Origin of the sequence: Coleofasciculus sp. LEGE 07092, from assembly GCF_015207375.1 — a bacterium.
Classification (GTDB): Bacteria; Cyanobacteriota; Cyanobacteriia; order Cyanobacteriales; family Coleofasciculaceae; genus LEGE-07092.
Window position 1 is genome coordinate 1 of the sequence record NZ_JADEWY010000152.1, and the last position, 14,103, is coordinate 14,103.

The following is a 14,103-nucleotide window of genomic DNA, read 5'->3' on the forward strand; positions in this document are numbered from 1 at the left end:
CCTCTGCTCCCAAGCCCCCCAGATCCCCAAATCTGTGTCAGTGACTTGGGAAAATTGTTTTTTCCTTTCAGCACGTACCTCGATTGCAAATACGAGCTGCGAAACAACGTATAAAAAAGTAAATCAGGATGATACGAGATGAAAAGCGATAAAATCGATCTTCATCCCTCCAAGGTGCATTACATTCTATATAAAGGCTGCTCTCCGAGCGATCTGATTGCCAAGAGGTTTATAAGATTGGAGTCAATTCAGGATGGCGAGGGTTGCATCGGTTTAGCAGATAGCGGAAAATCCTACAAGTACTCATCCTCCGGTGTCTCCTAAATCTTTTACCAATACTTCTTTACCGGATACATTGGTCATCACCTACCTCCAGATGACCGATGCACGCCAATTCCGTCCGGCTTATCTCAATTACCCTGACGGGGTAAAAATCCTGTGTATGGACACGCCTGATGTCGCCTTTTATCGCTTTTTGTACAGTACCGTAGGTAAGCCCTGGCATTGGCGCGATCGCTTATCCTATTCAGATAAAGAGCTGAGGGAAATTCTAGCAGCGCCCGGAACGAGTGTTCATGTTTTATATGTAGAAGGTTCACCGGCAGGATATATTGAACTCGTACACCGTCAAGAAGGACTATCCGGCTGTTTTGATTCTACGGAAATCGTTTACTTCGGCTTGAGAGAAAAGTATGTGGGTCATGGCTTAGGTAGGCATTTACTCAGTCATGGGGTTGCCTACGCTTGGAACAAAGGAACTCAACGCTTGTGGTTCCACACCAGTAATTTAGACAGTCCCTATGCCTTAGATAATTGTGTCAAATGTGGCTTCAATGTTTATAGGGTCGAGAAAGAACCCATGCCAGAATATTATCAGCAAGCATGAGTACGGTGGTTGGGGGGGGGAAGCAGAAAGGCTGAAAGGCAGCCTTTTTTTTGTACACAAGCCCCTCTTGGCTGTAGTTGGTAGAGTATGACATCTGGGAAAATGCGGAACTTTTGGAGAAGTGGCACAATAATGGTTTGTGGAACTCACAAGTGCTGAGTTTAATGTACTGAGTAGCAAACAGATACAACTTCCCAGGCTAGTTCTTCCATTTTTAGCCTTATCAGGGTCAACTATTCCAAAGAGCTAGAGCGAGCAGAGCAGATGCAGTGCCGCCGTCAACGCGCTTTAAGCCAAGCCTAAGAGCCGAATGGTTAGCCTACCTGTTCATCTCCTCTCAAGCAGGAGAGATTTTCCTTTTCGATTGTCAGGTGTACATTTACTAATCTGGGACACAGCGCTAAAACCCATCAAAACGAATTTATAGAAGCATCACCCCCTCAATCATGCAGACTATCGAAAAGACACAACCGAAACTCCTAGATCTGAAAACGCGCCTTGCCGAAATTAATGATATCGAAGCAGCAGCATCCCTGTTGTATTGGGATCAGGCGACCTATATGCCCCCTGGTGGCGCAGTAGCTCGTGGACGTCAACTCGCTACTTTACAACAAATTTCCCACACTAAGTTCACCGATCCGGAAATAGGTCAACTTTTAGAGGATTTACGCCCTTACGAAACCAGTCTCCCTTACAACTCCGACGAAGCTAGCCTGATTCGCGTAACCCGCAGGAAGTATGAGCGAGCGGTGCTGGTGCCAGCAACGTTCATGGCAGATTTTTCCAGGCATCGAACAGAAGCTTACGGCGTTTGGGTGACAGCACGGCTCAACAATGATTTTGCGGCTGTGCGACCCTATCTAGAAAAAACTTTGGACTATAGCCGTGAACTGGCAAACTTTTTTCCAGGCTACGACCATATCGCCGATCCGCTCATCGACTTTGCCGACTACGGCATGAAGGCATCCTTTTTGCGATCGCTCTTTGCCGATTTGCGGCAGCAGTTGGTGCCAATGGTAGAAGCCATTACTGCCCAAACTCCTCCCGACGATCATTTTCTGCACCAACCCTACCCGCCATCCCAGCAGCTAGCCCTCACCCTAAAAACCATTGAGCAGTTGGGTTTCGACTTCCAACGAGGGCGTCAAGACCAAACCCACCACCCGTTTATGATTAATTTCTCGACGGGGGATGTGCGGATTACGACTCGTGTCTACGAAAAGGACTTGAGTCAAGCACTGTTCAGCAGCATCCACGAGATGGGCCATGCCTTCTACGAACAAGGAATTGACCAGTCACTAGAAGGTACACCCCTCGCCGCTGGCACCTCCGCAGGCGTCCACGAAAGTCAATCCCGTCTTTGGGAAAATCTAGTCGGGCGCAGTCGGGGTTTCTGGCAGTTTTTCTATCCCCAGCTTCAAGCTACCTTTCCAAACCAGCTCAGTAATGTCTCCCTTGATACGTTTTACCGGGCGATTAATAAAGTTGAGCGATCGCTCATCCGTACCGATGCTGACGAAGTAACCTACAACCTCCATGTCATGATCCGCTTTGACTTGGAGTTGCAGATGCTTGAAGGCAGCTTAGAAATTCGCGATTTGCCAGAAGCCTGGAAAGAACGCTACCGTTCCGATTTAAAAATTGTCCCAGAGAGCGACACCGATGGCGTCTTGCAGGATGTTCACTGGTATACAGGGCAAATTGGCGGGATGTTCCAGTGCTACACCCTCGGCAATTTAATGAGTGCTCAATTTTTTGAAGCGGCTCTTGCTGCACATCCAGAAATCTCCGCTAAAATCGAGCAAGGACAATTCAGTACGCTACATCATTGGTTAAAAGAAAACATATACCAGCATGGTTGCAAGTACACAGCGGCTGAATTGATCGGGGGCGTTACCGGTGCAGCTTTGCACATCGACCCGTTTATCCGTTATATCCGACAAAAGTACGGGCAACTTTATACCCTATGAGGGTTGCCCTGATTCTCCTGTGGCTATTTACTTGAAAAAATAGGGTAATAGTGCCAAAAATTCTTCATGGTGAAGGATGGATTGGGACGTTTTAGTACAAGCGTTCCGGTTCAGACTTCAACATCACTTCCATTTGTTAATCAGTTGAATTTGCTCTTTGGGAGTTGTAATGCTCAATTTGATCCAGGACGTGCTCGATTCCGAAGATAAAAATGATCTGCGCCAGTTTGCTAGCCAGTTAAGGACTTCAGATCCTCGATATCTACTGCGAAATGACATTCTTTTGGAATTTAATAAATACTGCAGCGAGCAAGAAAAACCCGACTATTTTCATGAGTCTTCTAATCTGGGGCGACTGATTTATTACACTCAGGAAATCATTCTAGAAAAAGAAAGCCTCTGTTTAATTCTGCGACCGAAAATTGCCCACCAAGAAGCCTTTCGAGTATTTGAAGATTTAAGCATTGAACCCATTACGGTACAAGAACTGCTGGATGTACGCGATCGCTTCGTCAACCACTACCACCCTAATGAGGGGGATGTCCTGGAACTAGATTTCAGACCCTTTTACGATTACAGTCCGGCAATTCGCGACTCCAAAAACATTGGTAAGGGTGTCCAGTTCCTGAACCGCTATCTCTCTAGCAAGCTGTTTCAAGACGCTCGGCAGTGGCAAGAGTCGTTATTCAATTTTTTAAGCCTTCATCAAGTTCAGGGAACTCAGCTTTTAATTAACGGGCGGATCAGCAGCCAACGGCAACTTTCCGAGCGCGTAAAGCAGGCGTTGGCGTTTGTGAGCGATCGCCCGGATGAGGAGCCTTACGAAAAATTCCGCTATAAGCTGCAAGAAATGGGCTTTGAAGCGGGTTGGGGGAATACTGCCAGTCGGGTGCGAGAAAGCCTGGACATCCTCGACGATCTGATTGACTCTCCCGACGCTCAGGGACTGGAAAAATTCCTCTCCCGCATTCCCATGATCTTCCGAATCGTCCTGGTTTCCATCCACGGTTGGTTCGGACAAGAGGGCGTTCTGGGACGTCCGGATACAGGGGGGCAAGTTGTTTATGTGCTCGACCAAGCCCGGAGTTTAGAAAAACAGTTACAAGAAGACATCAAACTAGCAGGGCTAGAATCCTTGAATGTTCATCCCAAGGTGATCATTCTCAGCCGCTTAATTCCCAACAGCGACGGCACCCGGTGTAATGAACGCTTAGAAAAAGTTCATAGTACGGATAATGCCTGGATTTTGCGCGTGCCGTTTCGGGAATTTAATCCCAAGTATACCCAAAACTGGATTTCTCGATTCGAGATTTGGCCCTATCTGGAAACTTACGCTATTGACGCCGAACGCGAATTACGAGCGGAATTCCAAGGGGTTCCCGACTTTATTGTCGGCAACTATTCCGATGGAAATTTGGTGGCGTTCCTGCTGGCACGGCGCATGGGCGTGACTCAGTGTAACGTTGCTCACGCTTTGGAAAAGTCCAAATACTTGTTCAGTAACCTTTACTGGCAAGACTTAGAGGACAAGTACCACTTCTCGCTCCAGTTTACGGCTGACTTGATTGCGATGAATGCGGCAAACTTTCTGATCAGCAGCACTTATCAAGAGATTGTGGGCAAACCGGATAGTGTTGGTCAATATGAGTCTTATCAGAACTTCACCATGCCGGACTTGTATCACGTCGTCAATGGGATTGAGCTGTTCTCTCCCAAGTTCAACGTTGTGCCACCTGGGGTGAACGAGCTGGTTTACTTCCCCTACACCCATACTGATAAACGGATTCCGGGAGATTGCGATCGCTTAGAAGAACTGCTCTTTACGTTGGAAGACTCAAGCCAGGTTTTTGGCAAACTGGATGATCCTAGCAAGCGCCCACTGTTCTCAATGGCGCGTCTCGACCGGATTAAGAACCTGACCGGATTAACCGAGTGTTTCGGCAAGAGCAAAGAGTTACAGGAACGCTGTAACCTGATTTTCGTTGCCGGTATATTGCGGGTTGAGCAATCAAGCGACAATGAGGAAACGGATGAAATTGTCAAGCTCTATCGGCTCATTGACCAGTACAATTTACACGGTAAGGTTCGCTGGTTAGGTGTGCGCCTGCCCAAACGGGACTCCGGGGAGATTTATCGGGTGATTGCCGACCGTCGGGGTATTTTCGTGCAACCAGCGCTGTTTGAAGCGTTTGGTCTAACGATTTTGGAAGCGATGATTTCGGGTCTACCCACCTTTGGTACTCAGTTTGGGGGTCCGTTGGAGATTATTCAGGACAAGGTGAACGGGTTCTTGATTAACCCCACAAACCCCGAAGAAACAGCCGAGAAGATTTTGGAATTCTTGTCGAAATGCGACCAAAATCCCGACTACTGGCTCGACATCTCGAATCGGGGTATGGATCGGGTTTACAGTACCTACACCTGGAAAATTCATACCACTCGTTTACTATCCCTGGCGCGGATTTACGGCTTCTGGAACTACACCTCCAAAGAAAAGCGGGAGGATATGCTGCGTTACATTGAAGCGTTGTTCTATTTGATTTACAAGCCAGGGGCGCAACAGTTGCTAGAGCAACATATGCGTAGTTAAATCTCTTGCAGGGTCAATAAATGCGATCGCCTCTTGGGGAAGTATAGAGGCGATCGCTCTCTTCAATAAACCAAAAAATATAAAATTTGTCCTATCTTTGTAAAAGTTTCTCTGACAGCACTTGCTTAAGTCATTATTCATAATCGTAACTCTGGTATTTGCAATTGAACAAACTCTTCTTGAGTTTCTGAAATAAAATTATTTATATTTTCTTCTTCCTGGCTACAAAAAAATATTTGTTCTTTTAATTGATGAGCAATTTCAGTAATCATAGGGATGCAGACTGAATTGCCTACCTGCTTGTACGATTCTCCTAAATTTCCGTGGATTTTAAAGTCTTCAGGAAATCCCATGATTCTGTAACATTCTTTAATCGTCAATTTACGAACGGCATTTTCTTTGGGAATATAGATAAAGAACCGACCTGATGTTTCCTGAGAGGGTATTGTAGGATGTATCCCTTCCACTGAATAAATTCTATTCGGTTGATGGTGAACCCTGGATAAATGATGAGTATTTGGTCTAACTCCTTTCTTCCAAATAGTTTTATTATTCCGATACCCTACAAAAATTAAGCCAGATTGCTGTTGCTTGGGTTCATCTATTAAGGTATAGCTGTCGGGGTCTAAGTATTCAAAATCACCAAATTTGCATAGAAAGTTTTTTAATTTAGGTATGGGAGATTTTAGTTTTAGCCTTTTAAAGTTAAATTTTTTCTTTTTTGTACCAATAATAATAACTCTTTCCCGATTTTGCGGGACTCCAAAATCCTTAGAATTCAGCACTTGGCAATTAACTATATATCCCAAATCCTCTAAAGAATATAAAATTGTTTTAAGTGTTCTACCTTTGTCTAAATGCATTAAATGTTTTACGTTTTCTAGTAAAATTACTGGAGGATTTTTGGCTGAGACTATTTCACAAACACGAAAAAACAGTGTTCCCCTTGTATCTTGAAAACCTTTTCTTTTGCCACATATACTAAAAGGTTGACAAGGAAATCCTGCTGTTAAAACATCAAAGTCAGGGATGCTGTCAATATCTATTTTTGTAATGTCATCTGCTGGTTTTTCTGCAAAATTATTAAAATATACTTCCTGGCATTTTGGATCAATTTCACATGAATATACGCATTCATAACCCCTTCTCTCAAAAGCAATTCTAAATCCACCAATACCCGCAAATAACTCAATAAAATTTAGATTTTTCACTCTTGTTTTTCATCAATCTTTATTCACTCATTATAAAACATATTTACACCCTTTATTAGCACCAAAATTTCTATTTTTTCCACAAGCTTGTATCAAATCAATTTTCAAATTTATGCGTAACTATTTAGTTTATTATGTCAACTTTTGGAGCTAGATAGCCTTTCTAGGAAATCCGATATCTCTGCTACTAACCAGTCCTGCTCCACTGGCGTTACTTCATCAGCAAAGGTGTGCTTATGGTCTTTTTCCCAGATAACAGGAGGACATTTTGACCATCTTTCAACTTTCTCAATGTCCGCCGTCTGTCCTTGCACCTTACCGCTAAAACAAAGGCACTTCCATCTGAGGTGGAAGGATGATGCGTCAATCTCTAGATAGCTGCTCCCGAAGAACCCATATACTAAAATGCATAGCATAGACAGACCTATCAGCCAGAACGGAAGCAAGCAGAAGAATAATGGCGCCACCGTTAGTACAAATAAGAGCGATTGAACTGACCTAATCAATGCGTAGAAGACGATTGATGTAAAGCCAAACGCAATTGAACCGAACAAAGCGAACTGGTGAATACCCTTCGTCTGCAACCCCATAGGGGGAATTTTCACGAACAAACGCTTGTTAGTTTTCTGCAATGTAATGCGACTACCGTTGGGTCGCCGACCCGTTAACAGAGATTGATTTTGAGGGAGTTGTTTACTTAGATTAGGCAGCGATCGCGGAGTTTGTAAAGCTTTTAGAGCTTCGACTGCTGACTTAAATCGATCTTCGGCAGCAGGTTCGAGCATCTTTTCCAACCAATCAGCAAACTCCGGGGAAGCTTGCACCCGTGAACGAAAATCAATCTTCATCCGACACTGAGGTAAATCAGCAGGTGAGCGATGAGTCAGCAAAAACAGTAATGTTGCCCCCAAAGCATACAAATCCGAGGCAAAGAAGACCTGAACGATTCTCGCTACTTATAGAATCGCTTACTATAACGTAGTTGTAATAAGAAATCTGATGCTTCATCTGCTAACCACTGCTCACTCTCCCGACAGCCTAAATACAAGTGGTGCGGACGTACTCCCTCCCAGATGATCAGACGGGATGTTGTTGATTTTTTAGTTTTAATATCTACTTGCTCAATTCGTTCAATATATGCCGTCTTTCCTTGAACCTGACGAAAGATTACCCCCCACATTATCCACTGTACTCGGAAGTCTTGCTGCTCAATTTATACGCGAATACGACATACAGGATTCAACAAAACAAGCAATGCAATGGGCAAGCAAAATGTATAACCTAATAATACCATCAGGATTGACTGAAGTAGCTCAGGTGACGGCGGAAAGCGCATTATTAGTACGATGGTAGCCAAGAAGATTATGAAGAGACTAAAATAAAATGCTTTTTCCCCTGTTTTAATTTCCACTACCAGACTTTGATCGCTCTTTTTAACGCGAAACCTCTTTGGCGGTTGACGCTTTAACTGCGTGGGTAACTGCACAGAAGAGGTAACTTTTTTGTTGTTCCGTAACGCCTCAAGAGCAACTTTTGCTGACTCGAATCGGTCTTCTAGAGCGGGTTCGAGCATCTTTTCCAACCAATCGCCAAACTCTGGCAAAACTTTCACATAACGGCGGAAGTCAATTTTCATCCGACGTAGGGGAAGTTCATCCGGCGATCGCTTTGTCAGCAAAAATAGCAATGTCGCCCCCAAACTGTACAAATCAGATGCGGGTTGTACGTTTCCACCAAACTGCTCTTGGGGTACATAACCCAAAGTCCCCACAAATGTTCCACCACGAGTCAGGGTATTGCGATACACTTCTTGTACTGCACCAAAATCGACCAAAAACACCCGACCATCAGGACGGCGGATGATGTTTTCTGGCTTGATGTCGCGGTGAATCACAGGTGGAGTCAGTTGGTGCAGGTAGTGGAGGATATTCAGCACTTGCACCGCTATCTGCTTTACATCTAACTCATTAGCCTGCCAACCTTTCTCTACCAAGTCAGCTAACGATTCGCCCCTTACCAGTTCTCGCACCAGATAGAAGCGGCGGTTATCGGGAGTATCGATGGGGAAGTAGTCCAGGTATTTCGGAATCGCCCGATGTTCAAGGTTAGCGAGAACTCTAGCTTCCCGTTCAAACAATTCTAAAACCTTCCATTCCTTTATCTGGCGCAGGGACAACGCTTTGATAGCAACCCGTTGATAGTTAGTTAAATCTTCAGCTTCGTAGGTTGTGCCCATGCCACCGTGACCCAACGGTGCGACAATGCGGTAGCGATCGCGAATAACCTCACCCGCCTGATGTTGTGTATCCATACTGTCCAATCCCTATACGCTTGCAGTCAAGCGATCGCACCCGTGATATCCTTTCCTCTATTCTATGTTTCAACTAGGCATAAAGTATCTTGTTGAAATCTATTACCCTAAGTCCAAATATATACACATTTTGCTCCTCTTTAAAGTTGCGACTGTAAGAATAGGACTAAACGTCCAATCAACCGCTTCCATAAACGTCGAGTACGCCAATCAGTCATACTAACCAGTCTGCTGCGCTCAAAGCCAGTGTAAAAAAGCTGCTCGATGTGTTGCACCATCTGCGGCTCATCTGTAGAAACATCCAATTCATCGTTGTGGAAGAAACTGCGCGGATCGAAATTGGCAGAGCCAGTACTCACCCATTTATCATCAATTAACAAGCTTTTTGCGTGCAGCATACTTGGCTGATGCTCATAAATTTTGATTCCTGCTTTTAGTAAGTCGCCAAAAAGCTCAACCGAGGCGTAGTAAACTAATTTCTTATCGTTGTGCGGTCCGCAGGTCAGGATACGCACGTCAATTCCTCTCTTCTTAGCAGTAATAAGGGCTTGACTTGACTGATAGTCGGGCAAAAAGTAAGGACTCGAAATCCAAACTCGCTCTTCGGCTGCAAAGATAGCGGTAGTAAAAAGCGCTCTTATTGAGGAAGAGCGATAGGAAGGGTCTTCCCCTGGAGTCACCAAAATCATAGGGTCAACGGGTGAATCAGGATGAAAGTTTTCTACACCCAAGTCAACGGTGCCATTAGCAGATGCCCAGTGCTGCATGAACATCCCCTCAAGAACCGACACGACAGCACCTTCTAAGCGGAACTCAAAGTCAAACCAAGGAGCCTGATCGCCAAACTTCTTCTGACCATCCCAAAAGTCAGAAATCCCCGCACCACCAATCAAAACAATTTTCCCATCAATCAGGAGTAGCTTACGGTGGGTGCGTCCGGCATAATCAAATGGCGCTTTCCAGCTAAAGGGTTTGAAAAAGCGAACCTCTACACCAGCCGCTTCTAATCGCTTCCAATACTTATCAGGTAATTTCTTTGTACCGTAATGATCGATAACCAGTTGCACCTCAACGCCAGCAGCCGCTCGTTCGGCAAGTGCAGCCGCAAAATCGTTGGCACGGCGTCCCGGAGTCATGAAAAATGTCTCGAAATGAATGCATCGCTTGGCAGTGCGAATCGCCTCTAATCGTGCGGGTTGAATTTCGTCAGCCTCAAACCAAAAGCCAGTTACGCGCCCCGTGGTGCCTAAGGAATTCGATAAACTGCCTAAAGCAACAGCAAAGCGGCGTTCATCAGGACTGGGAACATTGATGGCTCTGTAATCAATGTAATCCCGGAAGGCTCCCCGTAAATAAAAGACGACGATTAGGATAAACCCGATGATGAGGGCGATCGCACCGAGCCACGTCAGAATGGTAGTGAATAGCTGCATTGTCAAATACCGTCAGCGATTGTCTATGGAAGGAAGCTTAGAGGGAATACCTAAAATATTACTCACCTAATACTGCGTTCAGCAGTGTTGCCTTCCTACAGGGAGTGCGGAAGCGTCGCTTCAACTGACTGAGGTGTTCATATAATACATCTGTTCTGGTGCAAGATATGAGTCTATCTTTCCCACAGTGCAATCGCACTTACCCGACTGCCACAGATACCCCTGAGAATTTCCAGCCTACACCTCCCTAGAACACCGACTACATAATTATTTCCTGCAACTCTAGCGGTAAAATACAAAATCTGCGATCGCTCGGAGCCAGAACCTTTGCATCAACTCTTACAGATATCTCGAATCATCGATACTTTCAATGAGTGGGTCGGTCGTTTAACCTACTGGCTGGTGCTACTCATGATTGCGATCGGTACTTGGAATGTAGTCGGTCGCTATGTGGGATACTACCTAGGTCAAAACCTCAGTTCCAATGCCTGGATTGAAAGTCAGTGGTACTTATTCGACTTAGTGTTTCTTTTGGGTGCTGGCTACGCCCTCAGGCATGACGAACACGTTAGGGTAGATGTTTTTTATAAAAGCTGGTCGCCTAAATGGAGAGCTTTGGCTGATTTAATTGGAACACTGCTGTTCCTCATCCCCTTTTGTTTAATGGTGATTTATTTCTCCTGGGAGACGATTCTTAATTCCTGGGCAATTCGGGAAATGTCCCCAGATCCCGGCGGTTTGCCTCGCTACCCGATCAAATCCCTAATCATTGTCAGCTTCGGACTGCTGATTCTTCAGGGTATTTCCCAGATAATCAAAAACTGGGCAATTTTCACAGGACACCTCACACCCCAGGAGGAACACCATGACGCTGGCGTATGAATGGTTAGGTCCGGTGATGTTTGCGGGTGCCTTAGTATTTCTGGCTTGCGGCTATCCCGTTGCGTTCTCGTTAGGGGGAGTGGCGATCGCATTTGCCATCATTGGTATTAGTTTAGGCGTTTTTGACGCCATCTTCCTCACCGCCATGCCCCAACGGATTTTCGGCATCATGGCGAATTACACCCTGCTGGCAATCCCTTACTTTATTTTCCTGGGGGCAATGCTGGAAAAATCGGGCATTGCCGAACGCCTGTTAGAAACCATGGGGATTATATTTGGGCGGTTGCGGGGTGGACTTGCCTTAGCGGTGGTTGTCGTGGGGGCGCTACTTGCGGCGACGACTGGCGTTGTAGCCGCAACGGTGGTGGCAATGGGACTAATTTCCCTGCCCGTTATGCTGCGCTACGGCTACGACAAGCAACTAGCAACGGGTGTAATTGCCGCATCAGGAACGTTGGGGCAGATTATTCCCCCTAGTGTGGTGCTGGTGGTACTCGCCGATCAGTTAGGGATTTCTGTGGGTGATTTGTTCATCGGTTCCCTGATTCCTGGCTTGTTGATGACAACTGCTTTTGCCCTGCATGTGGTGATTGTGGCATGGCTAAAGCCGAGTGCAGCCCCAGCCTTACCCCCAGAGGTACGCAACATTGGTGGTAAAGCCTTGAGACGCCGGGTTCTCGGCGCAATGGTGCCGCCATTATTGTTGATTTTATTAGTATTGGGCAGTATCTTTTTTGGAATTGCTACACCAACAGAAGCTGGGGCTGTGGGTTGTGTGGGTGCGATCGCCCTCGCTGCTGCAAACCGTCAGTTAAGCTGGTTAGCCCTGCGGCAGGCGTGTGATGCCACGCTACGAATTACCAGCATGGTGATATTTATTTTACTGGGTTCAACGGCTTTTAGTTTAGTATTTCGTGGCTTGAATGGCGACCGATTTATGTTTGATACTCTCTCTAACCTGCCAGGGGGTGAAATTGGCTTTTTGGTGGTGAGTATGTTGGTTGTCTTTGTGCTGGGTTTCTTTATCGACTTTTTTGAAATTGCCTTTATTATTGTGCCTCTGTTTGCCCCTGTTGCGGAATCACTGGGACTTGACCTGGTTTGGTACGGTGTTATTTTAGGGGCTAATCTTCAAACTTCATTTCTCACACCACCCTTTGGTTTTGCCCTCTTTTACTTGCGGGGTGTCGCCCCACCGGACGTGAAAACGACAGATATTTATTGGGGGGCGATTCCGTTTGTTCTGCTTCAGTTATTAATTTTGATGTTAATTATTGTATTCCCCCCTCTGGTGAGTTTCCTGCCGTCTTTGGGTCGGTAATAACTCCTTATTACCAGAGCTTGTAGGCGCATTCTTCTAATTTTGCGGCTAAAACCCCTGCATGATGCCACCAGTGGTAGTAGCCCCCTACCCAGCGACGTGAGGGTAAATGTCCTACCGGAGAGTTCAGCTTAAATCGATAGGCTGAATTAGAAACATGAGGATTATGAACCGACCAACCTAAAAGTTCACAAAACGTCGGATAATCCCCATCCACCTGTTGATAAATGCGTTTTTGAGCGGTAAAGCCAAAGCGTCCGCCACTATATTTCACCCAAAGTTGATCAATAGTTCGTAAGTCCTCACAGGGTAACTCTTGAATATCGCTAGTTTTGAGATAATATCCAGGTGCTTTGCCGCAGGCTTGACACATCACTACCCAGGTTTCTTCATCGGCTTTTTGCCATTGCCGGAAGGAAAGTAACCGCTTGAGCTTATGATAGTTAACCCCCACTTCAGAGGCTAGGTTTTGCTGTTTAGACTTACCCGTTGTGGGTTGCCAAAGATTAATAAAGTGAGTTCCACTTGGGGGTGACTGAATGGGTGTTAAGTCGGCTAAAACGTCAGCCGCAGATTGATAACGCTGTTTGATGGTAGGATATAATAACTTATCTAATAGTTTCCCCAAGCGATCGCTCACCGAATCCCTCGGCGGTAGAAAATCGCGCCATGCCCAGCCATCGTTCACCGAATCATATAAATCGAAGGGCGAAACCTGAGTGAGTAAGTAAATGCAAGTCACTCCTACACTATAAAGGTCACTTGCCCAAAACGCTTTACCCTTGACTTGTTCGGGTGCCATATACTCTGGGCTACCGATAATAGTACCCGTTGATAGCAGCGCTGTATCAGTCAGCAACTTAGCGACTCCGAAATCAATCAACACTAACCGACTATCATCACGGCGGCGGATAATATTAGCAGGTTTGATATCTCGGTGAATCACTCGATGATTGTGAATATATTGCACAATCGGCAGTAAATCTTGTAGCAATTCCCAGATTTGGGTTTCGTTGTATGCCCCGTTTTGCCGCAACTCTTCAGTCAGTGTTTGCCCAGGGATCCATTCTTGAATTAAATACAACTGTCGATTCTGTTCAAAATGTGCCAGTAACGTCGGGATTTGGGAATGTTTGCCCAGCTCCTGCAAGCGCACCGCCTCTTGTCTAAAGAGTTCCTTCGCCTTCTGCATAACCTCAATGCTGGCATTTTCCATGTAGAGTTGCTTGATCACACAGCGAGGTTTGCTGGGACTATCTTCATCAATGGCTAAAAACGTTCTACCAAATCCACCATGACTAATGGGTTGAAGTGGGCGATAACGCTCATTCAGCCATAGCTGAACGCCACAACTCAGGCAAAAGCGAGCGGAATCCAGATTTTCAGGAGCAAGGCATCTGGGAGTAACACAGTAGCTCATTTTTACATCCACTGATAGTCAGACAAGGGGACAAGGGTTTTTTTTAGATGTTAACCATCTCCCCTGCCCCCTGCCCCCC

At 45.8% G+C, this 14,103-nt stretch carries 10 protein-coding genes; 5 read left to right on the plus strand and 5 right to left on the minus strand.

Annotated elements, in window-relative coordinates; translation table 11 throughout:
- Positions 1–313: 313 nt before the first annotated feature.
- The 3 genes from IQ257_RS25620 (at position 314) to IQ257_RS25630 (ending at position 5,446) form a co-directional block, all read left to right on the plus strand.
- Positions 314–886 (plus strand): GNAT family N-acetyltransferase, encoded by a 573-nt coding sequence (locus tag IQ257_RS25620; protein ID WP_322744469.1) that lies wholly within the window; start codon positions 314–316, stop codon positions 884–886.
- Positions 887–1,332: 446 nt separating this feature from the next.
- A complete protein-coding gene (locus IQ257_RS25625; RefSeq protein ID WP_193879442.1) occupies positions 1,333–2,856 on the plus strand; it encodes a carboxypeptidase M32 in 1,524 nt (507 codons plus the stop codon).
- Between the two features lie 169 nt (positions 2,857–3,025).
- Complete coding sequence (locus IQ257_RS25630) at positions 3,026–5,446, plus strand: sucrose synthase (protein WP_193879445.1); 2,421 nt, start codon at positions 3,026–3,028, stop codon at positions 5,444–5,446.
- Between the two features lie 137 nt (positions 5,447–5,583).
- Here the strand turns inward: IQ257_RS25630 and IQ257_RS25635 are convergent, their stop codons facing one another.
- The 4 genes from IQ257_RS25635 to IQ257_RS25655 all read right to left on the minus strand — a co-directional run bounded on the left by IQ257_RS25635 (position 5,584) and on the right by IQ257_RS25655 (position 10,401).
- Entirely contained in the window at positions 5,584–6,657 is a 1,074-nt protein-coding gene (locus IQ257_RS25635) for a DNA cytosine methyltransferase (RefSeq protein WP_193879448.1), read from the minus strand.
- A 137-nt stretch (positions 6,658–6,794) separates the two neighbouring features.
- A complete protein-coding gene (locus IQ257_RS25640) occupies positions 6,795–7,505 on the minus strand; it encodes a hypothetical protein (RefSeq protein WP_193933310.1) in 711 nt (236 codons plus the stop codon).
- Positions 7,506–7,870: 365 nt separating this feature from the next.
- Entirely contained in the window at positions 7,871–8,968 is a 1,098-nt protein-coding gene (locus tag IQ257_RS25650; RefSeq protein ID WP_193879457.1) for a serine/threonine protein kinase, read from the minus strand.
- A gap of 140 nt (positions 8,969–9,108) precedes the next feature.
- On the minus strand, positions 9,109–10,401 hold the full coding sequence (locus IQ257_RS25655) for a phospholipase D-like domain-containing protein (RefSeq protein ID WP_193879460.1): 1,293 nt from the start codon (positions 10,399–10,401) through the stop codon (positions 9,109–9,111).
- Positions 10,402–10,728: 327 nt separating this feature from the next.
- Between IQ257_RS25655 and IQ257_RS25660 the strand changes: the two genes are divergently transcribed.
- Both IQ257_RS25660 and IQ257_RS25665 read left to right on the plus strand, forming a co-directional pair.
- The gene (locus tag IQ257_RS25660; protein ID WP_193879465.1) at positions 10,729–11,283 is read left to right on the plus strand and encodes a TRAP transporter small permease subunit; all 555 of its coding nucleotides are present in this window, start codon (positions 10,729–10,731) and stop codon (positions 11,281–11,283) included.
- Positions 11,267–12,604, plus strand: coding sequence for a TRAP transporter large permease (locus IQ257_RS25665; RefSeq protein ID WP_193879468.1), 1,338 nt, complete (start codon positions 11,267–11,269; stop codon positions 12,602–12,604). The genes IQ257_RS25660 and IQ257_RS25665 overlap by 17 nt, the downstream gene beginning before the upstream one ends.
- A gap of 10 nt (positions 12,605–12,614) precedes the next feature.
- Here IQ257_RS25665 and IQ257_RS25670 read toward each other — a convergent pair whose 3' ends face one another.
- Positions 12,615–14,024 (minus strand): serine/threonine-protein kinase, encoded by a 1,410-nt coding sequence (locus IQ257_RS25670; RefSeq protein WP_193879471.1) that lies wholly within the window; start codon positions 14,022–14,024, stop codon positions 12,615–12,617.
- Positions 14,025–14,103 lie beyond the last annotated feature (79 nt).

What these genes read in the sequence shown, in the direction of transcription:
- IQ257_RS25630 (WP_193879445.1), top strand. Translation starts at nt 3,026, where the DNA reads ATGCTCAATTTGATCCAGGACGTGCTCGATTCCGAAGATAAAAATGAT.
- IQ257_RS25640 (WP_193933310.1), bottom strand. Translation starts at nt 7,505, where the DNA reads ATGAAGATTGATTTTCGTTCACGGGTGCAAGCTTCCCCGGAGTTTGCT.
- IQ257_RS25655 (WP_193879460.1), bottom strand. Translation starts at nt 10,401, where the DNA reads ATGCAGCTATTCACTACCATTCTGACGTGGCTCGGTGCGATCGCCCTC.
- IQ257_RS25650 (WP_193879457.1), bottom strand. Translation starts at nt 8,968, where the DNA reads ATGGATACACAACATCAGGCGGGTGAGGTTATTCGCGATCGCTACCGC.
- IQ257_RS25670 (WP_193879471.1), bottom strand. Translation starts at nt 14,024, where the DNA reads ATGAGCTACTGTGTTACTCCCAGATGCCTTGCTCCTGAAAATCTGGAT.
- IQ257_RS25665 (WP_193879468.1), top strand. Translation starts at nt 11,267, where the DNA reads ATGACGCTGGCGTATGAATGGTTAGGTCCGGTGATGTTTGCGGGTGCC.
- IQ257_RS25625 (WP_193879442.1), top strand. Translation starts at nt 1,333, where the DNA reads ATGCAGACTATCGAAAAGACACAACCGAAACTCCTAGATCTGAAAACG.